We start from the raw sequence: 20,111 nt of genomic DNA on the forward strand, positions 1-20,111 counted from the left end.
CGGCGATGTCGGCGGTGCTGGAGTCACCCGTGTTCCAGACGTACTTCCGGCTGGCCTCGAAGCTTTCGATGGGGTTGACGCAGCCCGTGACGACCGTGAACTCGTCGTGGTAGTCACCGCTCTTCACTGTGCCGTCGCCGCCGGTGCAGGAGGCGAAAACCCCTTTGACCGTAACGTGGACGGGTCGCGCCTGGAGGGTGACTCCCGGCTGGTAACTGACGGACTCAGTGCCGTGGCACAGTACCGGCCCGGAGTCCCCGGGATGGGCGGATGCCGGTACGGCCGCCGCCATCGTCGTGCCGAACGCCAGGGCGACCGACACAGCTGCTCTCTTCACGCCGAGTGAACTGAGTGACATAGGACGGTTCATGCCCCGCCCGCACGGCATGGAGACCAGCGCGCCGGAGCGATGACAGGCGCGCCGGTCCCGGAGCACCGCGCGCAACCCGGTGCGCACGCCTACCGGCGCGGGCCGTCCCGTGCGTAGCCTCGTGCGATGGACACGCTGGAGAGCGGCACGCTGGCCGTGCCGGGCGCACGTCTGTACTTCGAAGTGCGCGGCGCCGGGCCGCTGTTGCTGCTCGTCCCCGGCGGCGCCTCCGACGCCGAGGTCTTCCGGGACCTGGCCGACGAACTCGCCGCCGACCACCGCGTCGTCACCTACGACCCGCGGGGCATCTCCCGCAGCATCCTCGAAGGACCGCCGCCGGAGCTGTGGCTCGCCACTCAGACCGACGACGCGTCGCGGCTGCTCGACCACATGGACGGGTCGGGTGAGCCGGTGCACGTGTTCGGCAGCTGCGCGGGCGGGCTGGTCGCCCTGGAGCTCGCGGTCCGCGATCCGCGCAGGGTCCGGCTGGCCGTCGCCCATGAGCCGCCCGCCATGGGGCTGTTGCCGGACGCGGCACGGTACGCCGCGTTCTTCGACGAGGTGTACGCCACGTACCGCAGGGAGGGCGTACCGGCGGCCATGGACAGACTGGGGGCCATCTTCGGCGGCCGACCTGCCCCGCAACTCCCCGAAGCGGCCGACAACAGCCGGTTCTTCCTCTCCCATGTGATGCTGCCGTCCAGCCGCTGTGCGCCCGACGTCGCTGCGCTGGCGGCCGTGGCGGACCGTATCGTTCTGGCCGGCGGACGGGATTCGCGCACCCACGACGTGCACCGGCCGGTGGCCGTCCTGGCACGGCGACTCGGCCGGGAACCGGCGGAGTTCCCCGGCGGGCACGTGGGTTACGCGAAGCACCCCGCCGCCTTCGCCGCACAGCTCGCGGGCATCCTGGCCGGCTGACCTGTCATGCGCATTCTGATGGGTGCTCAGAACTGCGGCTTCGGCCCGGCGTCGGTGCTCGTCGCGGTCTCCCGGCTGCTTCCCGGGCACGAGCGGGTGTTCGTGGGGGACGGTGTGGCAGCGGCGTTCGCCCGCCGCAACGCGGGTGCCTTCGACGGCATTCACGATGTGCTCGTCGACCGGTTGCTGGAGGAAAGCGACCGGATCGTCTCCGTGATGGACGCCGACCTCGTCCTGCGCGCCGTTGTGGCGCGCCGCCCGGTGGTCCTGGTGGACTGCCTGTTCGGCTTCTGGCAGCACCGGCAGCCGCTGACGCGGATTCGCGAGCTGTGTGCGACCGTACCCCGTACCTCCCTGGCGGGCCTCACGCCCCACGAACGCGTCCTCGCTGCCCACCTGTTGGCCGACCACAGTGTGGTGCAGAACTTCCCCGGTACGTCACGGCGTCTGGCGGAATTCGCGGACTGCTCGATGCATCTGACCGGCCCGCTCGTCGACCTGGAAGGCCTGCGTGAGGCGAAGGACGGCGAGCCGGACTACGACTTGCTCATCAACATCGGCGGCTTCAAGAACTTCCTCCTGGACTTCGAGGCCAACGACCACTACCTACGGCTCGTCGACCGCTGGATTCCCGATCTCCTGGCCGACTGGCCCCGGTTCACCCGAGTCCTGGTCTGCGGCGGCCCGTACGCGGGACGCCGCGGCGGCACGCACCGGACGACATCGGGACAACGGGTCGACCGCCGCTTCCTGCCCCAGCGCGAGCTGCTGCGACACGTGGCGCGAACCCCGCACTCCCTGCTCGCCCCGGGCCTGTCGGCACTCCACGAGGCCACGCTCCTGGGCCGGTTGCCCCTGGCGCTCCCCGAACAGCACTACGCGCACACGTACACCGTCCGAAACCTCGCGGACACCCTCTTCGGCCGCTTGGCCGCCCGCTTCGCGGACGTCCTGCCCGGATACGCGCCGCCGGAGGACGACTATGCCGGCACCGAGACCCTCATGGCCGCAGCGGGCCGGATCGTCGAGGACGACGCCCTTTACGCGCGCTTCCGCGGCACGTTCAACGAGCGCATCGAGCGGTACCTCGCCCTCACGCCGGAAGAGCGGTGCGGGGGAGTGGCGGAACTACGCCGCGTCCTCGACGGGCCGCCTGCCGCGTCGGTGATCGCGGCGATCCTCGCGGAGGGCCGCTCCCGCACCGCCACCTCATGAGGGGACCGATCACCTTGACCGTGCTTCTGTGCCGTTACGACCGCACCCATGCCACAGAACTGCGTACGCTGCTGCTCCGACACACCTATGAGGAGCGGGCTACACGTTCGCGCGCGGTACCGGATTGTCCGGAGAGTCGAGCCAGACCCGTTCGCCGTCTCCGTCCACGGTGAGCCCGAAGCGGTTGAAGCCGGGGCAGTCGTTCTTCCTCCACCACCGGTAGGCCGCTTCCGTCTCGTCCCACAGGCGGCGCGGGCCGGACTGGACCACGATGTACTCTCTCGTCCCCGGTTCGTAGTCCGCTGACGCCCACGACTGGGTGTCGGTGCTGTACGTCCACAGCGTGTACGCGCCGTCGCTGTACCGCTCGGCACGCCAGAAGGCGCCAGGCACCTGCAAACCGATCACAAACTGTTCGAGCCAGCCCCCAATATCAGCGGGGGAGAGCAATGTTGTGCTCCTGGTGCCGTTCGCGGGCCACTCCTGGCCCTTGAGGTAGGCATTGAACGGTGGACGCTCCGTGCGTTGCTGTCGCAGTCGCATGAAGGCACTGGAGCGGGTGAAAGGGCCTTGAGCCGTTCCGTCGTTGCCGACGGCCAGGTGCACGATGTACTCGCCCCCGTACGCCGTCCCCCACGGGGCGACGACCACCCCGCCGGGCCGGGTCTGCTCGATCCATGCCCGCGGCACTTCCCCGATCGAGCACGTGGCGATGACCCGATCGAACGGGGCACGGCCGGCACACCCCAAGCGGCCGTCTCCTGCAAGGACCAGGGGTGACAGACCAGCGCACCGAAGGTTCTCCATCGCGTCCTCGGACACGTCAGCGTCGAACTCGACGCTGACCACGTGCGCACTTCCGAGCCGGTGTGCGAGAAGCCCGGCGTTCCAGCCCGTTCCGGTGCCGATCTCGAGGACACACTGTCCATCCCGCACGTCCAGGTCGGCCAGCATGGAGAAGACCATGCGCGGCATGGAATTGGAACTCGTCGGCGTGGTCCCCAGGCCGTCCCCGGTGTGCCGGCCGTCGTCCCACTGTGTCGTGAGCGGTATATCGGAGTAGACCGCCTCGAACCAGGCTTCCGGGTCCTGGGCCCGGTCGACCAGCGCTGTCTGTCGGGTGCCGTCCGCGATGCCGGGCCAGATCCGGTCCGGGACGAAGAGCTCTCGGGGGACTGCCCGGAACGTCGGCAGCCAGTCAGAAGTCAGCGCGCCCGCTTCCAAGAGCGCAGAGGCGAGCCTCGCAGGGCCCGCCTCCTCCATGCGTCCAGTCACCTGTGCCGCCTACTCACCTGTTGCGGGGCCGGAGCCGTCAGAGGTGTTGCCACCCTCGTCCGAGCCGCCGCCACCGTGCTTGGCGCCGCTGTTGCTGTCGTCCTGCTGGCTTCCGCCCTGTCCGTCTCCGGAACCTCCGCCACGCTTTCCCATGATTCGCTCCTTCGTAGTTGGGTTGATGGACTGTGCAACCCGCCCGGCCGTCTCCGCTTCACGGGGGCGCGTCTGGGCGAGGGCTCGGTGGGCCGCGCGCTCTTGCTGCGGCTCCTCGTCGGGCACCGGAAGCGGCGGAACTTCCTGCTGCCCTTCGTTCAGCTCCTGGCGGCTCACAAGGGCCACGTCCTCGAAGGTCCGGGCGAACGTGCGGTGACCCTGTCCTTCTCTTCCCGTGTGGGCCATCATTTCCTTGTCGGCCGCTTCCAGGTCCGACGTGGGGATCAACGTCCACCCGCAAGCGTCGTTGAGGCAGCAGGCCGTCACGGTGACCTCGCTCTTCGGGTGCGTACGGATGACGTGCTTCACGTACCTGATCACGCTTCGGGTGCTCACGTCTTCCGTCCACCCACCGGGGTGCCCAGGACCGCCGCCTTTTTCAACTCGTCCTCCGTGGCCTCACGCAGCTCGTCCGGCGGGCAGTCCCACTCCCTTCCGCCGCCGACCGGCCGCAGCTGTACGTACGGGCCCTCAATGCCCATGCGCTCCCCGAGCCTGTTCGTCCGGGTGTCCACCGCGTACCGACCGCTGCTCATATCGTCAGCCTCCGCGTTTGCTTCCTGCTGCATGCACAGCCAACATCTGAAGCCCCTCAGCGGGTAGCTTCCGGAGTAGTGGTGAACCGTGGTGAATCCACCACACCTGTCGATCTTTTGGACGGTCGCAGTGAAGAATTCGAACACGAAGCTCGCCGACTGGATCGGTCGTTCGGGGTGGTCGAACGGTGAACTCGCCCGCCAGGTTCGATCCCGCGCGGCAGAGTGGGGGCACCCCCACGTGTCCTCCGACACCTCGAGCGTCCGGCGCTGGGTGACCCTCGGCGAGGTGCCCCGGCACCCCGTGCCGGCCATCCTCGCCGACCTCTTCTCGGCGCGCTTCGGATACCGGGTCACGACCTACGACCTCGGCCTGGGCGAGTCGCCGGACATTGACCGGGCGCTCGTCTACAGCCCATCGTGGGCCGTGACGGTCGAAGCTGTCACAGAGCTAGGGAGAGCGGACGTGGACAGGCGGAGTTTCCTCGCGGGGGCACCCTTCGCGGCGGTCGCAGCAGTAGGGCCGTCCCGTGACTGGCTCCTCAACACCCTTGATCAGCAGCCCGATCCCGGTCGGCAAGTCCGGCTCGAAGACGTGACAGCCGTGAAGAACATGTTCGGCGCGTTCCAGGAAATGGACATCTTCCAGGGAGGCGGGAGCGGTCGGCTCGCGCTCGCGGCCTACATGAATCAGCACGTGTACCCGTTGCTGCGCCGGACCCACACCGAGGAAGTGCGGCATGCGCTCTGCTCAGCTGCTGCCGAGCAGACCTACCTGCTCGGCTGGATGGCCTTCGACTCCGGTGAACACGGCACAGCACAACGGTACTTGATCCAGGCTCTTCGCCTCGCCGAAGAGTCCAAGGACCCGGCGCTCGGCGCGCACGTCCTTGCGGGCATGGCGGATCAGGCGACGCTGCTCGGTCACCCCGATGAGGGAAGGCGCCTCGCCCAAGCCGGTCGCCAGGGGCTCACTCACGCCAACTCGCCAGCCTGCCTCGCCGACTTGTGGACGCTCGAAGCCAGGGCTCATGCCGTTCTCGGCGACAAGAAGGCCACCGTGCATGCCATCAACCAGGCAGAACGGCGCTTCGCCGAGGTGGACACGGCCAATGAACCCGAGTGGGCCAAGTTCATCGACCCCGCATACCTCGGCGGCGAGTGGGCCAACGCCTTCCGAGACATCGACCAGCCGGACCATGCCGAGGAACACGCCCGCGCATCGATCGCGCACGCCCGCAAGCAGAACCGGGCCCGCCGTGGAGCCATGTCCCAAGCTGCCCTCGCCGTCACCCACTTGCAGCGCCGCGACCTCGAAGCAGCCCACGCGGCGGGAGTCCGCACGCTGGACCTCGCCCGCCGGGTGAAGTCGTCCCGCAGCGTGGAGGCGGTCCAGGATCTGCAGCGGCGCATGATCCCCTTCGGCAAGCACCCACTGGTGGCCGACTTCACGGAGCGGGCCCGGGTCCTCCAGGCGGCCTAGTGCTCACCGTGCCACCCGGCAAGGACCGCCCCCGCACCGCCACCGCATGAAGGGACCGATCCCCTTGACCGTGCTCCTGCGCCGCTACGACCGCACCCACGCCACCGAACTGCGCACGCTGCTGCTCGACGTGCATGACGACTGCTATGCGGGGCCCGGCCGGGGCGAGTTCACCGGCCGGGAACGGTTCGCCACGTTCGTCGACCGGTGGTCGCAGATGCCGCGATGGGCCTGCGTCCTCGGCTACGACGGCGACCAGGCAATGGGCTTTGCCTACGGCGCCCCGCTCCCCGCGGGCTCGCTGTGGTGGTCCAAGGTCGAGGGGCTCGACGACCCCGTGTTCACCTGGGAAGACGGCCGCCGCACGTTCGCCGTCTCCGAAGTCATGGTCCGCCCCCAGTGGCGCAAGACGGGAACCGCCTCCCGTCTGCACCAGGAGTTGCTCACTGGTCGGCCGGAGGAACGTGCCACCCTCCTCGTCGACAGCGCACACCCCAAAGTCCAGGAGCTGTACGAATCCTGGGGATACCGAGACGTCGGCCGTACACAGCCATTTGACGACGCACCGCTCATGACCGCCATGGTCCGTCGCCTGGGTGAAACCGGATGACGTCAACGTGAGCTGCTCCCCGGCCGGCTGAGGGATCAGCCCAGTGATGCCGCCCGATCGGGGTTTCTGCTGCCGGAAGCTCAAGGACCCTGACTTTTATCCCTTTTCTCCCGGTACTTCGTCCATCAATCACCGCAACCGGTCCTTCCGGCAGCGGAAACCTCGAATATAGGCTTCCGCGGCGATGGCTCTGCCGGACCGGTGGCCGGGCCGAGGAGTGGGTGGCCGCCCGGCCACCGGCGTCAGCCGGGCGTCACATGCGCTTCCAGTTCTGGTCGTCACCGCCGGTGCAGTCCTGTGCGTACACCGACGAGCCATCGGTACCCACGCACTTTCCGGTGGCGATGTTCGTCAACTGGTACGGGTTGGCGCCGTTGAGCGTCCAGTTCTGATGGCCGCTGCCGCAGTCCTGCGGGAGCACCGAAGGACCCTTGATGCCGAGGCACTTGTTGGTGGCAACGTTGCGCAGCTGGACCGACCCGGTGCCGGTGGCCACCCAGCGCTGGTTGTAGCTGGTGCTGTTGCAGTCCTGCGGATACACCGAACTGCCGTCGGTTTCCAGACACTTGCCGGTGGCGACGTTCTGGTACTGGTACATGCCAGGGATGGGCGAAGGGGCGCCGGCACTGGCAGACGGTGCAAACACGGTGAGGGCCGCGGTGGCAGCCGCGGCTCCGGTCACCAGCAGATAGCGGTGTTTCATCCAGACCTCCTGGTCAGAAGCGTTAGAGAGGAAACGGCGCTCACAGCGTGGCGATCGAACGCCTCCGTCAGTAGTACCGAATCAGCCACCTGCGCACCGGGTTTACGTCTGGGGCCGGTGTGGGCAGGCGTCGGTACGAATGTTCTCTGGACGCCCAATCGATGGGAGATCCGTCAATGACCTTCACGCTGGGTCGAGGCAGAACCCGGACGGCTGTGCTTGCGTCTCTGGCCGCTACGGCACTCCTGTTCGGCGCGACCGCAACCACCCCTGCAGCGGCAGCGCCCCCCAAGAAGAAGGGGCCGACCTCGGTGGCCTATATCGAGGTGAACAGCAACAGCATGCTCAACGTCGGCAAGTACACGCTGGCCAAGGGCGGCGGCAACGTCTTCGACGTCGCGGTCGTCTTCGCCGCCAACATCAACTACGACACCGCCAAGAAGTCGGCCTACCTGTACTTCAACGAGAACGTCCAGCGCGTCCTCGACAACGCGGCGACGCAGATCCGGCCTCTGCAGGCCAAGGGCATCAAGGTCATGCTGTCGGTGCTCGGCAACCACCAGGGTGCCGGCTTCGCCAACTTCCCTTCCAAGGGCGCAGCATCGGCGTTCGCCAAGCAGTTGTCCGACGCCGTCGGCAAGTACGGCCTGGACGGCATTGACTTCGACGACGAGTACGCCGAGTACGGGAAGAACGGCACGAGCCAGCCCAACGACAGCTCTTTCGTCCACCTGGTCTCCGCGTTGCGTGACCGCATGCCCAGCAAGCTCATCTCCCTTTACGACATCGGTCCGTCGGCGGAGAGGCTGTCCTACGGCGGCGTGGACATCTCGTCGAAGTTCACCTACGCCTGGAACCCGTGGTACGGGCAGTGGACGGTTCCGGGCATCTCGCTGCCCAAGTCGCGCCTGTCACCGGCAGCCGTCGAGGTCGGCGCTACGCCCACGAGTACGGCGGCCGACTTTGCCAGGCGAACCAAGAGTGAAGGTTATGGCGTGTACCTCACCTACAACCTGGACGGTTCCGACCAGCACGCCTACATCTCCGGCTTCACCAGGGAGCTGTACGGCAGTGACGCCGTCTACACCCCTTGACGCAGACTCTTCAGTTCCTCGGTGATCAGCAGGTCGGGGTCGAATGCCATTCCGGTGAAGTGGCCGGCGAGTTCGAGCGACAGCACACCGTGCAGGCGGGTCCAGAAGGACAGGGCGCGATGCAGTGTTGCGGTTGTCGCCGGATGGTCGCCGGCCCACTCGCGGTGGTTCTCCAGGTGGGCGTCGAACGGCGTTGCCGGCCCGTCCGCTGACGGCGGCGCACCGCAGGCTTCGAGCAGCACCGTCATGACCTCGGACGCGATCGCGGTGATGTCGTCGGGTGCGTGGTAGCCGGGGACGGGTGTGCCGTAGATGAGGAAGTACCGCTGCGGGTCGCTGCGGGCCCATTCCCGGATGACGCCGGCCAGCCCGGACAGGTCGGTGCCGGAGTCGTGTGCCGTCCGGAGGGTGTCGGCGAGGCTTCGGTAGGCGTCGCGGATGAGTGCTGTGATCAACTCGTCGCGGCCGGCGAAGTACCGGTACAGGGCGGGACCGCTCATGCCCATCTGCTTGGCGATCGCGTTGAGCGACAGTGCGGACACTCCCGCCGTGGCGATCTGCTCCCACGCGTGCTCTTTGATCTCCGCGCGTACCTGACTCCGGTAGCGCTCCCGTGGGCTCTGCCCGCCTGGGTCCGTCATCAGTTGCCCCTTCCCGGCCGATGTGACACCACCGAAGTCTAGCTAGAGGGTCTCGCCTTCCCTATTGCGGCTCACACACTTGAGCGCCACCGCCGCCAACCAGAACGTGACCGCCGAGGAGAGCTGGACCGGCAAGCAGATCGAGGCCGACCCGGCCACCTCCCCCACCTACCTCGCACCGGGTCTCGACGCCTGGCTCGCCGACCTCAAGGCCGCCGCCGAAAGGACTTGAGCAGGGGCCTGAGTTCGGATGCCATGGCTCACACCAGTTCGGGCTGCGGTTCCGATTTCGGTTGCCGTACCGGTGCGGTTTTCGGGTCCCACAGGCTGGTGGTCCGTACGTATCCGTAAATCACCGAGGTAATCGCCAGAATGAGGAGCGGTCCGAACACCCAGGGATTCCTGCCCATTTCCATCGGCAGATAGCGATATGCCGCCAAGAGCGCAGCGAAAACCGTTGTGCCGTAAGCAACCAGCCGGATTCCCGACCGGTCCCAACCGCGGTCGAACGAGCGCAGAGCCGTCTCGATCGTGAGCGCGAACACCGCGCCGGCAACGAGATCCACGCCGTAGTGGTAGCCGAATCCCAGTGTTGCGGTGAGCGTGGCAATCAGCCAGAACGTCCCTGCGTAGCGCAGCACTCGTGGGCCCTTGCGGGAATGGATGAAGATCGCGGTGGCCCACGCCGTGTGCAGGCTGGGCATGCAGTTGCGCGGGGTGATCGCGTCGTACGGCACCGGGTGCGGAACGGCGATCGGCGGCGGCGTGTGCGGCCACAGGTCGGCCACCGCCCATTGCACGCCGCCGGTGCCGGAGGCGCCCGGGCCGTAGGCGAAGACCGGTCCGACCACCGGGAAGATCATGTAGATGGCCGGCCCGAGCAGGCCGATCACCAGGAAGGTGCGCACCAGGTGATGGCGCGGGAACCGGCGCTCGACCGCCACATTGCGCAGCTGGTACGCCGCCACGACGACCGCGGCCACCGCCAGCTGGGCGTAGACCACGTGGACAAGATGGATGCCGACCGGACCGGTGGCGTCGAGGAACCGGCCGACCAGCCACGACGGATTGCCCAGCGCATGATCGGCGGCAGCCAGGTACGGGTCGAGCACCGTCGGGCGGGCCTTCGACGTGATGAGCAGCCAGGTATCACCGGTCTTGCGGCCGGTTACCAGCAGCAGGCCCAGCCCGACGCCCTTCAGCAGCAGGGCACGTTCCCGGCCGGTGCGGCGCGTGACGGCGATCACCGCACAGCCCAGCATCACCCACAATGCGCCGTTGCCGAAGAAATGCCCTTCGGGCACCTCGGCGCCGACCGCCCACCGCACCAGAACGAAGACGATGTCGATGCCGATCGCGGCACCGGCCGCGATGAACCGTTGCCGCCAGGTGAGCACCACCATCGTCAACGCCAGACCGCCGTACAGCGGCCCCGGTTTGGGGGCGAATATCACCTCGCGGACCTGCTCGGTGATCGGCCCCCGCAGGCCGTAGTGGCGCGCGACGATTTCCAGCGTGATGAGGAATCCGAGGGTCACCGCACCCGCTGCGGTCCACAGGATCGCCCGTGGCCGGCGCCACGCGGCGAATTCAGTTCTGCTGCTTATTCGCGAAGACAATTGTTTGGCCGATGTGTTAGACGTTGGTGACAGGTCGAGAGTCCGATCATGCCATCCGAGGGCGTGGATGGTTTCGCCGGTCACGGGTGGCACGCAACGCACACCCCCCTGTCCCCCCGCAGTCGACTCGACTACCGTCGCCCCCGTGCGCTTACGCCTCCTCGCTGCCGCCGCCGTCACCGCGCTCCTCCTGACCGCCTGCGGCGGGGGAGGCGGTGGGAGTCCCGCCCCCGACAGCAAGGACCGTGCCGACGGCGCCCGCATCCTCTACCGCGCCTCCGGCCGCACCAGCGCGCAGAACCCCGCCTTCTCCCCGGACGGCAAGTCCGTCCTCTTCACCCTCTTCCGCGACGGGTACAACGAGGGCGCCGCCGCTCTCCGCATCGTCCCGCTCGGCAGCGAGCACGAGCATGAGTACGAGCAGCAGCACCCCCGTACCCTGCTCTCCGAACCCGACAAGGCCGCCGTGAATCTGCCCGGTTCCAGCTGGCACCCCCGGTCCGGTGTCGCCTTCGCGTCCGACCGGTCCGGGCAGGACGAGGTCTGGGTCATGGAGCCCGGCGGCAGGCCGACCCGTGTCACCCGGCACCGCGGCGACACCGGCTACCTGGAGCCCAGCTTCTCGCCCGACGGGCAGTGGATCGTCTTTCAGGAGAGCGTCGAGAACGAGCACCCGGACGGTTCCGAGCTCGGCTCGCTCTGGAAGGTGCGCCGCGACGGCTCCGGTGCCACCCGGCTGATCGACGGGCCCGGGACCCGTACGGACAACCGGCAGCCCAACTGGTCGCCCGCCGGTGACCGCCTGGTCTTCCAGCGCCGCGAGGCGGGCAGCGAGGCCTGGGCGCTGTACGTCGTGAACGCGGACGGGAGCGGGCTGCGCAGGCTCACCACGACGCCCGGGGAGCACACCGACCCCAGCTGGTCGCCGGACGGGCGCTCCGTGGTGTTCTCCTCCACCGCCGACGGGCTCGACCTGCCGCAGATCTTCGTCATCCCGGCGAGCGGCGGCCGGCCCGTCCGCGTCACCAGGAGCAGCAACACCTACGACGGCGCCCCCAGTTGGTCGCCCGACGGGCGGTGGATCGCCTTCGAGTCGCACCCGGGGGGCGAGGACAGGCCGTCCTCGCTCTGGCGTGTCCCCGCCCCCACCGATGTCTAGCTCATCGTGACCGTCAGCAGCGCGTACTGCGCCACCGTCAGCGTGACCGACACCGTGTCGCCCGTCACCTGCCAGGGCACCGGCTGCGGCGCGGGCGAACTCCCGTCCGGCGAGCTCACGGTGGCCGCCAGCACCCGCTTGCCCGCCGGGACCGGCAGCCCGACCGTGCACGTGGCCGGCACGGTGCGGAAGGCCGCCGGACTGTCGCCGAAGCAGGTGAAGTTGACCAGTTGGACGATCGTGTCGTCGCCGAGGCGGCCGAGCTCCAGGTGGATCCGGTCGTCACCGGTCAGCGTCACCGCCGCCGGTGCGGCCGCGCGCACCGGGGCGAGCAGCCGGTCCGCGACCGCCCGGTCCGTCCTGCCCAGGTAGCTGCGGCCCGGCAGATCCTTGAAGTACCAGCACGTGCCCGAGCCGAAGCGGTTCTGCCGGCTGTCCGGCAGCGGGTCGGCCTTGCCGAAGCCGAGCACGTCCGCCAGCGCGAACTCCTGGCGCACCGAGCCCAGTTCGTCGAGACCCGTGGGCACCGGGCCGGTGATCACGACGGTGCCGCCGCCCGCCACGAAGCCGCGCAGCACCCCGGCCTCGGCGTCCGAGACGGCCTGGAGGTTCGGCAGCATCAGCACGCGGAACCCGGCCAGGTCGTCGGCGGTGAGCCCCGGGCTGGGCACCGTGCTGAACGGGATGTGCGCGAACACCAGCGACTTGACCGTGCCGCGGAACTCGCCCAGCCACTCCTGCTTGACGCAGCTCTCCTGCGCGGTGCCGGTCGCCCACCAGTCCTTGACCCCCGCCGGAGTCTTGGTGTTGACATACATGCCGGTGCCCTCGGCATGGCTGACGAAGTCGCGCGAGGCCGAGGAGTGGTAGACGCCGACGACGGCCGACGAGGTGGCGTTGTAGAGCTTCTCCTGGTTGGCGGCGACGAACGCGTACATCCGGGTGCGCATCGCCTTGTCCGTGGTGTCGTTCTTGAACGGGCTCTTGACCTCGTACGGGTTGCAGCCCGCGGCCAGCAGCTCGGCCATCACCAGCGAGGCGTCGTCGGCCTTCCAGCCGTAGGAGAACGCCCAGGCCGGCTTGGTGCCGCTGGCGGCCCGCGCGTACTTGTACATGGAGATCAGGCACGTCCAGTCGGACGCGGTGGAGTGGCGCATCCCGTCGTAGTTGCCGAGAATGTCCACCTCCCACACGTGGCTGACGCCCTCCGCCTTGCGCAGGTAGGCGCCGTCGAGGCCGACCAGGGTGGCGTACTGGTAGTCCATGCTCACCGTCTCGACGAAGGTGAGCAGATCGGGGTTGGCCGAGCGCCCGGCGGCGGCGATGTCGAGCTGCCACTGCAGCAGATTGCGGTGCCGCCACTCGACGTAGCGGCGGAAGGGGAGGCCGGCGAAGTCCGCCTTCCCGGGGATGTCGAGGCCCGTGTCCGCCTTGAACGCGGACGCCGCCCACGGGGAGGCGTCGCACCAGCTCAGCGCGCCGTCGAAGTAGATGGGGACGTCCGGCCAGATCGCGTCGACGCCGGTGGCGGCCAGCGCCTTGATCCGGCCCAGATAGAAGTCGCGCCAGGGGGAGTCGGGGCTGACCCAGCAGCTCTCGTCGCCCGGGTCCACCCACACCACCAGGCTGCCGTAGAAGACGTTCGGTTTACCGTCGGGGGAGAGCTGCACCCACGACTTGCCCTGGTCGGTCTTGTAGAAGGACGGGCCGTTCTCGCCGCCGACGCTGATCACTTCCAGGGACGGGTAGTACATGACCACCCGGATGCCGGCGGCGTGCGCGAGTTGCGCGAAGCTCTTCACCTTGCCCATGTGGACGGCGAAGGCGTCGTCGGTGATCCAGTTCGACAGGATCGTGTCGAGCTCGATCACGCTGACGTTCTGCGCCTTGAGGGCGTTGATCACGGGCTGCATGTCGTGGACGGGGTCGGCGTCCTCGTCGAAGGTGCCGTCGGCCAGCCGGGCGAATCTGCTCCAGTCCGGAAAGGCCCCCGCCCGCACCGCCGGTCCCGCCCAGGCCGCCCGGTCCAGCGGCAGCGAGGCCGGCGCCGGGCCGGGCAGCCCCGGCAGCATCCGGCCCGCCCATGCGGCTCCGCCCACCCCCAGCCCCGCCCGTAACAGCCCTCTTCGGCTCAGTCTTCGGTTCACGTCCACGACGTCCCCTCCCTGATCCTGCGAAGCAGCGATGCTGCAAGGGAATCTGCCGGGAGCATGGGCTTCCGGCAAGACCGCCCGCATTCGTCGTCGAGTTGCCGGAAATGCCCGCTTCCATAGGCTTTTGGCGTGGTGCGACACATACCGAGCGCGGCAGGCCCGCTGGACTGGTCGCTGGTGACCGGATGGATACCGGCCGCCCTGCTCGTCCTCGGCTGCTGCGCCCTGGCCGCCCTCCTCCTCTCCCGGCAGCGCCGCTGGCTCACCCGCTGGGCCCCGGCGGCCGTCCTGCTCGCCGCACTGCTCACCTGGCTGCTGCGCACGGCCGTCGACGACTGGATCCAGCCCTTCCCCGACCCCCTGCCGACCCCGGTCGTCCTCTGGGCCGGCCTCGCCGTCCTCGGCCTCTGCCTGGCCGCCTTCCGGATACCCCGGCTGCGCCCCCGCCACTGGCTCCCCGCCGCCCTCGCCGGCCTCCTCGTGGTCCTCCTCGGCGCCTCGGGCATCAACCAGCACTTCGACCAGTACCCGACGACCCGCAGCGCCCTGAACACCTGGCTGCTGAAGACCACCCGGCTCAGCGAGGCCGGCGGCACCACCGAGGCCCTGAAGGTACCGCCCGGCAGGACGACCGCCGACGTCTGGCGGCCGCCCGGGGGCATGCCCAAGGACGGCACGCTCTCCACCTCGCCCATCCCCGGCACCAAATCCGGCTTCAAGGCCCGCGACGCCTACATCTACCTCCCGCCCGCCTACCGCAGCACCCCGCGCCCCCTGCTCCCCGTGATCGTCCTCATGGCGGGCCAGCCGGGCGGGCCCGAGGAATGGATCAACTCCGGCCGGCTCGCCGAGATGATGAACACCTTCGAGTCCGCCCACCGCGGCCTCGCCCCCGTGGTCGTCGTCGTGGACCCGCTCGGCTCGCAGTTCGCCAACACCCTGTGCCTGGACTCCCGGTTGGGCAACGTCCAGACCTACCTCGCCGAGGACGTGCCCGACTGGATCCGCTCCCACCTCCAGGTGGCCGCACCCCGCACCTCCTGGATCGTCTCCGGCATCTCCTTCGGCGGCACCTGCTCGATCCAGCTCGGCGTCAACGCCCCCCAGGTCTACGGCGTCGTCAACGACATCTCCGGCCAGGACGAACCCACCCTCGGCAGCCGGCAGAAGACCGTCGACAAGGCCTTCGGCGGGGACGCCGCCGCCTTCCAGCGGGTCAACCCCCTCGACGTCATGGCCCGGCAGCGGTTCCCCGACACCAAGGCCGCCTTCGTCGCCGGCACCGACGACCACACCTACCGGCCCCAGCAGCAGAAGATGTACGACGCCGCCGTCCGGGCCGGCATGCAGGCCGAGTTCGTCCTGCTCCCCGGCGGCCACAGCTGGGCGGTCTGGCGCCCCGGGCTGGAGAGGCAACTCCCCTGGCTGGCACAGCAGACGGGACTCCTGCCATGAGCACCGAGAGCGGCACCGCACCCGCACCGCCCCCCGGACCCACCGTCGGCGACAGCACCCACCCCTGGCGCGCCACCCTCGACCGGCTGCTCGTGCCCGTCCGCCACGCCCCCTTCACACTCGCCTTCCTCGCCGTCCTGTGGATCGTCGGAGCCGTCACCGGCAGCCTCGGCACCGGACCCAGCCGGCACCGCATGGAACGGGTCGGCGTCGGCGTGCCCTCGCTCGCCGAGGGCCGCTGGTGGACCCCGGCCAGCTCGCTGCTGTGGTGCCCCGGCCTCGGCGGCTACATCGGCGCGACGATCGTGGTGCTGCTGGCCGTCACCCCCTCCGAACGCCGGCTCGGCGTCGCCCGCACCGCGGGCGCCCTGCTCGGCGGGCAGATCCTGGGCACCCTGCTCGGCGTCGGCATCGTCAAGGCCGGTTCCCTCGCGGGGGAGTGGTGGCTGGACAGCCTCACCGACGACCTCTCGGTCTCCCCGACCGTCGGCGCCCTCGCCACCGGCGCCGTCCTCAGCTACCGCCTCACCGCGCTCTGGCGCCGCCGGATGCGGCTCGGCATCGCCGCGTTCGCGCTCGTGATGGCCCTGTACGTGGGACACCTCCAGGGCGTGCTGCGGCTGTGCGGCGCCTTCGTCGGCATGCTGGCCGGTGCCGCGCTCTACCACCGCACCTGGCCGATCCGCCTGCGGCACTCCTCCCACACCGAGGCCCGGGTACTGGTCGCCCTCGTCGTCGCCGCCTCCGCGATCGGCCCCATGGTGGCCATCCTCTACAAGGACGCCTACGGGCCCTTTAACTCCTTCGAGGCCCTCTACGTCTCCGTCCGGCCCACCGCGCAGGAGATCGCCGACGCCTGCGCCGCCTCCGCCCAGGACTGCCATTCCGTCCACGCCGTACGGGACTTCTACGACTCGCCGGCCATCGTGCTGTCCGCCCTCGTACCGCTGCTGCTGCTCGTCCTCGCCGAGGGGCTGCGCCGCGGCCTGCGGCTCGCCTGGGGGCTGGCCGTGCTCGTCAACCTCTTCTGGATGACCCTGTTCGCCTACTGGCTGCACGACTTCCTCAGCCACCCCACGGCCTGGGGCGCGGCACCCTCCGAACAGTCCGGCTTCGTCCAGGCGTTCGCCGAGCAGATGCTGCTGCCCTTCCTGGTCCTGGTGCTCCTCGTCCTCACCCGGGCCCGCTTCGACCTGCGGCTGCCGCACTCGGCCATGCGCGGCCTGGCGGCCGTCGTCGGGGGAGCGCTCCTGGTGGCCTGCGCCGCGTACGTGGGCATCGGCTGGGCCGTGCGCGACCAGTTCGACCCGCCCGCCACGCCCGGACTGCTCGTCGGCGGGCTGGTGTCGGAGTTCCTGCCGCCCGCCTTCCTGGACGCCTTCACCGCCTCACCGGTCCCGGTCGGCGGCACCGCGCAGGCCCTCTTCCGCTACTGCGGACTGTTCTTCTGGCTGATCACGCTCGTCGCGCTGCTCGTCACCTTCCGCCGCCCGCGGCTGCACACCGACGCCGACGCCGCCGTGCGGGCCCGTGAACTCCTCGCCGCCCACGGCGGATCGAACCTCTCCTTCCTCACCACCTGGGACGGCAACCACTACTGGTTCGACGCCCCCGGCCGGGCCGCCGTCGCCTACCGCGTCATCTCCACGGTGGCCCTCACCACCGGCGACCCCTTCGGTGCCCCGGACGCCCGCGCGGCCGCCGTCGCCGGCTTCTCCCGGTACTGCGACGAACGCGGCTGGACGCCCTGCTTCTACAGCGTCGGCCCCGACACCCGCGCGGCGGCGGAGGCGCTCGGCTGGCGCTCGGTCCAGGTCGCCGAGGACACCGTGGTGCCGCTGCCCGACCTCGCCTTCACCGGAAAGAAGTGGCAGGACGTGCGCACCGCCCTCAACAAGGCCAAGAAGGAGGGCATCACGGCCGAGTGGTGGTCCTTCCGCGACGCCCCCGTCGCCCTCACCGACCAGGTGCGCTCGATCTCCGAGGAGTGGGTCGCGGACAAGGGCCTGCCCGAGATGGGCTTCACCCTCGGAGGCCTCGACGAACTCGACGACCCGGCCGTGCGCTGCCTGCTGGCCGTCGACGCCGACCGCACCGTGCACGGCATCACCAGCTGGATGCCGGTGTACGAGCACGGCGAACCGGTGGGCTGGACCCTGGACTTCATGCGCCGCCGGGCGAGCGGATTCCGCGGCTCGATGGAATTCCTCATCGCCTCCGCCGCACTGGGATTCCAGGAGGAGGGCGCACGATTCCTCAGCCTCTCCGGAGCCCCGCTGGCGAGGAAGGCGACGGAGGAACCTCCGGCCGCCCTCCAACGCGTCCTGGATTTCGCGGGAAAGGTGCTGGAACCGGTCTACGGATTCCGCTCGTTGCTCAACTTCAAGGCGAAGTTCCAGCCGCACTACCGGCCGATGTACATGGCCTACCCGGACCCCGCCGCGCTGGCGGTGATCACGCGCGCGATCGCGAAGGCGTATCTGCCGCACATGACTGCGGCGCAGGGAGTGCGGCTGATGCGGCAGTTCTCGTCGTGATGCCGAGGTCGGGTTCCCCGAACCGCGCCCGCAGGGCGTGGAAGGCGTCCACCTTGTCCTGCCCGAAGCGCTGCACGTGGTCCGCGTACTCCGCGGCCGACAGGAATCGCGGAGGCGTGCTCTTGGAGTGGAACTTGTCCGCGTACATCACCAGTTGCTCCTCCGGCGTCCTGGCCACGTAGTCGGCCACAGGCAGCGGCAGCTGCTGCCTGCGGATGTCGTCCTCGGTGAGGCCGACGCCGGTGTGGCAGGAGCAGAACCGGCACAGCTGCTCGGGGAACCCCTCGGCGCGGAGGATCTCGTGGCCGAGGACGCCGTGACGGATGTAGGAGCGGTGGTCGAGCCGCCCGGCGCCGTCGTAGAGCCGGTAGACGCCGATGTCGTGGAGGAGGGCGCCGGCGCGCACGAGCCCGGCGTCGAGGCGCTCGCCTGTGCGGGGCAGGAGCTGCTCGGCGATCTTTGCGACGATCTCGCAGTGCCCGTGGACGAGGTCGAAGGCCTCGCGCGTCGGCGCGTACTTCTCGTGCAGTGCCCGGGCCTCGTCGGGGGTGGGATGAGCCATCGCCGAAGCCTAGCCTGCTCGGCGCCGCGGCCCCTCGCCTCGTAGGCTCCACAGGTGGCGCACGGGCGTCACGAAGTGCAGCGAAAGGGGCGAGGGCCGGTGGCGGAGATCGCGACGGCGGAGCAGGCGGCGAACGACGGGCTGGTGCTGGCGTTCGGACGGCTGCAGGGAGCCGCGAACCGCTTGGAGTACATCCTGGGGCGGGCGATCGAGGAGGAGTGCGGCATCAGCCACCTGATGTTCGAGGTGCTGCTGATCCTCGGACGGGCGGGGGACGCGGGGCTGCCGATGCGGGCCATCGCGCAGGAGCGCGTGCTGACCACGGGCGGGGTGACCCGGCTGGTGGACAGGATGGAGGCGGCCGGGCTGGTGGCCCGGGACGCGGACCCCGACGACCGCCGGGGGCGGATCGTACGGCTGACGCCCGCGGGCGAGGAGACGGTCGTGCGCGCGGCACGGGTGCACGTGGAGAACATCCGGCGCCACTTCGTGGACCCGCTGCCGGCCGAGCACCGGGAGCGGTTCGCGGAGGACCTGAAGATCCTGAGCCACGCGGCACGGGATGCGCTGCCGCGACTGCGGTGAGTGAGCTTCCGGGAGCTTTCGGGATACGGGAATGCCTGACGCGTCAGATACTGTTGAGGGTGTCGACAGCGACACGCACTGCCGACGCACGGCCTGCACGACCTGGAGAAACGTCCCATGAAGCTCGTCTACGTCTTCGACGCCTACTGCGGCTGGTCCTACGGGTTCTCGCCGACCCTGGACGAGATCACCCGCCGCCGCCCCGGCCTGCCCGTGGAGGTCGTCTCGGGCGGCCTGTTCACCGGGTCGCGCCGCGTCCCGATCCGGGAGTTCGGCTACGTCCAGGGCTCCAACGCGAAGATCGCCGAGATGACGGGCGTGGAGTTCGGCGCCGCGTACGAGCGCCTGATCGCGGACGGCTCGTTCGTGATGGACTCCGAGGCCGCGGCCCGCGGCATGGCGGTGCTGCGGGAGGCCGCACCGGAGCGGGCCGCTGAGCTGGCCGGTGCCCTGCAGGAGGCGTTCTACGCGGACGGGCTGAGCCTGTCGGACACGGCGACGTACCGGAAGGTGGCGGAGGCGGCCGGGCTGGACGCGGATGCGGTGGCCCGCGCCTTCGAGGCACCGGCGGCCGCGGCCGCCGCCCGCGGGGACTTCCGGCGGTCGGCGGAGTTCGGGGTACAGGGCTTCCCGACGCTGCTGGCCGTCGACGACGCCGGCCGGGCGACGGTCCTGGCGGTCGGGCACGCGGGGGCCGACGAGGTCGAGCGGCGGCTGGGGGCGCTGGGGGCGGTCTGAACAGGCCGGACAGGTTGACGTGCGGCCCTGCAAAGCCGCACGTCACTCCTGGCGGCGACTTCCGTCAGGAACGCCGCAGGCGCTTCCCGGCCTCCGGTCGGACTTGACGGGCCCGAGCACCTTGGGCGATGTCGGCCTGCCGCTCTTGCCCAGTGGCAAGAGGCGGTATTTCTCGCAGCACTCGGCGCAAGCGTAGATCTTCCTGGCCACTTGGTCGCCCTCGATGACGTCGATCGGTGCGG

Annotated in this window: 21 protein-coding genes; 11 read left to right on the forward strand and 10 right to left on the reverse strand. The window is 69.7% G+C overall.

Features of this window, described 5'->3' with window-relative positions; genetic code table 11:
• Positions 1-337 (reverse strand): hypothetical protein (locus ACWD4B_RS30800; protein WP_451423838.1); only part of this gene is annotated, 337 nt, incomplete at its 3' end.
• A 159-nt stretch (positions 338-496) separates the two neighbouring features.
• On the opposite strand from ACWD4B_RS30800, the gene ACWD4B_RS30805 reads away from it, so the two are divergent.
• Both ACWD4B_RS30805 and ACWD4B_RS30810 read left to right on the forward strand, forming a co-directional pair.
• A complete protein-coding gene (locus ACWD4B_RS30805) occupies positions 497-1,291 on the forward strand; it encodes an alpha/beta fold hydrolase (protein ID WP_451423839.1) in 795 nt (264 codons plus the stop codon).
• Between the two features lie 18 nt (positions 1,292-1,309).
• Entirely contained in the window at positions 1,310-2,506 is a 1,197-nt protein-coding gene (locus ACWD4B_RS30810; RefSeq protein ID WP_451423840.1) for a hypothetical protein, read from the forward strand.
• Positions 2,507-2,605: 99 nt separating this feature from the next.
• Here ACWD4B_RS30810 and ACWD4B_RS30815 read toward each other — a convergent pair whose 3' ends face one another.
• Genes ACWD4B_RS30815 through ACWD4B_RS30825 form a run of 3 tightly spaced genes read right to left on the reverse strand, consistent with a single transcriptional unit; the run spans position 2,606 to position 4,530 of the window.
• Positions 2,606-3,769, reverse strand: coding sequence for a methyltransferase domain-containing protein (locus ACWD4B_RS30815; protein ID WP_451423841.1), 1,164 nt, complete (start codon positions 3,767-3,769; stop codon positions 2,606-2,608).
• 21 nt (positions 3,770-3,790) lie between these two features.
• The gene (locus ACWD4B_RS30820; RefSeq protein WP_451423842.1) at positions 3,791-4,330 is read right to left on the reverse strand and encodes a DUF7848 domain-containing protein; all 540 of its coding nucleotides are present in this window, start codon (positions 4,328-4,330) and stop codon (positions 3,791-3,793) included.
• Positions 4,327-4,530 carry a hypothetical protein gene (locus ACWD4B_RS30825; protein WP_451423843.1) on the reverse strand — a complete coding sequence of 68 codons (204 nt, stop codon included), beginning with the start codon at positions 4,528-4,530 and terminating at the stop codon, positions 4,327-4,329. Before ACWD4B_RS30825 ends, ACWD4B_RS30820 begins: the two co-directional genes overlap by 4 nt.
• 130 nt (positions 4,531-4,660) lie before the next feature.
• Between ACWD4B_RS30825 and ACWD4B_RS30830 the strand changes: the two genes are divergently transcribed.
• Positions 4,661-6,013 (forward strand): transcriptional regulator, encoded by a 1,353-nt coding sequence (locus ACWD4B_RS30830; RefSeq protein WP_451423857.1) that lies wholly within the window; start codon positions 4,661-4,663, stop codon positions 6,011-6,013.
• A gap of 46 nt (positions 6,014-6,059) precedes the next feature.
• Positions 6,060-6,623 (forward strand): GNAT family N-acetyltransferase, encoded by a 564-nt coding sequence (locus ACWD4B_RS30835; protein ID WP_451423844.1) that lies wholly within the window; start codon positions 6,060-6,062, stop codon positions 6,621-6,623.
• 253 nt (positions 6,624-6,876) lie between these two features.
• Here ACWD4B_RS30835 and ACWD4B_RS30840 read toward each other — a convergent pair whose 3' ends face one another.
• Positions 6,877-7,326 carry an RICIN domain-containing protein gene (locus tag ACWD4B_RS30840; RefSeq protein ID WP_451423845.1) on the reverse strand — a complete coding sequence of 150 codons (450 nt, stop codon included), beginning with the start codon at positions 7,324-7,326 and terminating at the stop codon, positions 6,877-6,879.
• Between the two features lie 176 nt (positions 7,327-7,502).
• Between ACWD4B_RS30840 and ACWD4B_RS30845 the strand changes: the two genes are divergently transcribed.
• The gene (locus tag ACWD4B_RS30845; RefSeq protein WP_451423846.1) at positions 7,503-8,420 is read left to right on the forward strand and encodes an endo-beta-N-acetylglucosaminidase H; all 918 of its coding nucleotides are present in this window, start codon (positions 7,503-7,505) and stop codon (positions 8,418-8,420) included.
• Here the strand turns inward: ACWD4B_RS30845 and ACWD4B_RS30850 are convergent.
• Positions 8,408-9,061 carry a TetR/AcrR family transcriptional regulator gene (locus ACWD4B_RS30850; RefSeq protein ID WP_451423847.1) on the reverse strand — a complete coding sequence of 218 codons (654 nt, stop codon included), beginning with the start codon at positions 9,059-9,061 and terminating at the stop codon, positions 8,408-8,410. The two genes, ACWD4B_RS30845 and ACWD4B_RS30850, sit on opposite strands and share 13 nt — an antisense overlap.
• Positions 9,062-9,140: 79 nt before the next feature.
• Here ACWD4B_RS30850 and ACWD4B_RS30855 point away from each other — a divergent pair, with 79 nt between their 5' ends.
• Positions 9,141-9,293, forward strand: coding sequence for a hypothetical protein (locus tag ACWD4B_RS30855; protein WP_451423848.1), 153 nt, complete (start codon positions 9,141-9,143; stop codon positions 9,291-9,293).
• A gap of 28 nt (positions 9,294-9,321) precedes the next feature.
• On the opposite strand, the gene ACWD4B_RS30860 is transcribed toward ACWD4B_RS30855, so the two are convergent.
• Positions 9,322-10,623 carry a phosphatase PAP2 family protein gene (locus ACWD4B_RS30860; RefSeq protein WP_451423858.1) on the reverse strand — a complete coding sequence of 434 codons (1,302 nt, stop codon included), beginning with the start codon at positions 10,621-10,623 and terminating at the stop codon, positions 9,322-9,324.
• A 202-nt stretch (positions 10,624-10,825) separates the two neighbouring features.
• On the opposite strand from ACWD4B_RS30860, the gene ACWD4B_RS30865 reads away from it, so the two are divergent.
• Positions 10,826-11,839 (forward strand): TolB family protein, encoded by a 1,014-nt coding sequence (locus tag ACWD4B_RS30865; protein ID WP_451423849.1) that lies wholly within the window; start codon positions 10,826-10,828, stop codon positions 11,837-11,839.
• Here ACWD4B_RS30865 and ACWD4B_RS30870 read toward each other — a convergent pair.
• Positions 11,836-13,992 (reverse strand): hypothetical protein, encoded by a 2,157-nt coding sequence (locus ACWD4B_RS30870; RefSeq protein ID WP_451423850.1) that lies wholly within the window; start codon positions 13,990-13,992, stop codon positions 11,836-11,838. The genes ACWD4B_RS30865 and ACWD4B_RS30870 overlap by 4 nt on opposite strands.
• Positions 13,993-14,121: 129 nt before the next feature.
• Here ACWD4B_RS30870 and ACWD4B_RS30875 point away from each other — a divergent pair, with 129 nt between their 5' ends.
• Both ACWD4B_RS30875 and ACWD4B_RS30880 read left to right on the forward strand, forming a co-directional pair.
• Entirely contained in the window at positions 14,122-15,447 is a 1,326-nt protein-coding gene (locus ACWD4B_RS30875; RefSeq protein ID WP_451423851.1) for an alpha/beta hydrolase, read from the forward strand.
• Positions 15,444-17,984, forward strand: coding sequence for a bifunctional lysylphosphatidylglycerol flippase/synthetase MprF (locus ACWD4B_RS30880; protein ID WP_451423852.1), 2,541 nt, complete (start codon positions 15,444-15,446; stop codon positions 17,982-17,984). The genes ACWD4B_RS30875 and ACWD4B_RS30880 overlap by 4 nt, the downstream gene beginning before the upstream one ends.
• Here the strand turns inward: ACWD4B_RS30880 and ACWD4B_RS30885 are convergent.
• A complete protein-coding gene (locus ACWD4B_RS30885) occupies positions 17,902-18,546 on the reverse strand; it encodes an HD domain-containing protein (protein ID WP_451423853.1) in 645 nt (214 codons plus the stop codon). The two genes, ACWD4B_RS30880 and ACWD4B_RS30885, sit on opposite strands and share 83 nt — an antisense overlap.
• A gap of 99 nt (positions 18,547-18,645) precedes the next feature.
• Between ACWD4B_RS30885 and ACWD4B_RS30890 the strand changes: the two genes are divergently transcribed.
• Together ACWD4B_RS30890 and ACWD4B_RS30895 are read left to right on the forward strand one after the other, a co-directional pair.
• The gene (locus ACWD4B_RS30890) at positions 18,646-19,131 is read left to right on the forward strand and encodes a MarR family winged helix-turn-helix transcriptional regulator (RefSeq protein ID WP_451423854.1); all 486 of its coding nucleotides are present in this window, start codon (positions 18,646-18,648) and stop codon (positions 19,129-19,131) included.
• A gap of 117 nt (positions 19,132-19,248) precedes the next feature.
• Positions 19,249-19,869: a DsbA family protein gene (locus ACWD4B_RS30895; RefSeq protein ID WP_451423855.1), complete on the forward strand. Its 621-nt coding sequence runs from the start codon at positions 19,249-19,251 to the stop codon at positions 19,867-19,869.
• Between the two features lie 42 nt (positions 19,870-19,911).
• Here ACWD4B_RS30895 and ACWD4B_RS30900 read toward each other — a convergent pair.
• Positions 19,912-20,111, reverse strand: a 200-nt coding sequence (locus ACWD4B_RS30900; RefSeq protein WP_451423856.1) for a hypothetical protein, incomplete at its 5' end; no start/stop codon positions are given.

This window comes from Streptomyces sp. NPDC002536, from assembly GCF_053594995.1.

What these genes read in the sequence shown, in the direction of transcription:
- ACWD4B_RS30805 (WP_451423839.1), top strand. Translation starts at nt 497, where the DNA reads ATGGACACGCTGGAGAGCGGCACGCTGGCCGTGCCGGGCGCACGTCTG.
- ACWD4B_RS30810 (WP_451423840.1), top strand. Translation starts at nt 1,310, where the DNA reads ATGGGTGCTCAGAACTGCGGCTTCGGCCCGGCGTCGGTGCTCGTCGCG.
- ACWD4B_RS30815 (WP_451423841.1), bottom strand. Translation starts at nt 3,769, where the DNA reads ATGGAGGAGGCGGGCCCTGCGAGGCTCGCCTCTGCGCTCTTGGAAGCG.
- ACWD4B_RS30825 (WP_451423843.1), bottom strand. Translation starts at nt 4,530, where the DNA reads ATGAGCAGCGGTCGGTACGCGGTGGACACCCGGACGAACAGGCTCGGG.
- ACWD4B_RS30835 (WP_451423844.1), top strand. Translation starts at nt 6,060, where the DNA reads ATGAAGGGACCGATCCCCTTGACCGTGCTCCTGCGCCGCTACGACCGC.
- ACWD4B_RS30840 (WP_451423845.1), bottom strand. Translation starts at nt 7,326, where the DNA reads ATGAAACACCGCTATCTGCTGGTGACCGGAGCCGCGGCTGCCACCGCG.
- ACWD4B_RS30845 (WP_451423846.1), top strand. Translation starts at nt 7,503, where the DNA reads ATGACCTTCACGCTGGGTCGAGGCAGAACCCGGACGGCTGTGCTTGCG.
- ACWD4B_RS30850 (WP_451423847.1), bottom strand. Translation starts at nt 9,061, where the DNA reads ATGACGGACCCAGGCGGGCAGAGCCCACGGGAGCGCTACCGGAGTCAG.
- ACWD4B_RS30880 (WP_451423852.1), top strand. Translation starts at nt 15,444, where the DNA reads ATGAGCACCGAGAGCGGCACCGCACCCGCACCGCCCCCCGGACCCACC.
- ACWD4B_RS30885 (WP_451423853.1), bottom strand. Translation starts at nt 18,546, where the DNA reads ATGGCTCATCCCACCCCCGACGAGGCCCGGGCACTGCACGAGAAGTAC.
- ACWD4B_RS30895 (WP_451423855.1), top strand. Translation starts at nt 19,249, where the DNA reads ATGAAGCTCGTCTACGTCTTCGACGCCTACTGCGGCTGGTCCTACGGG.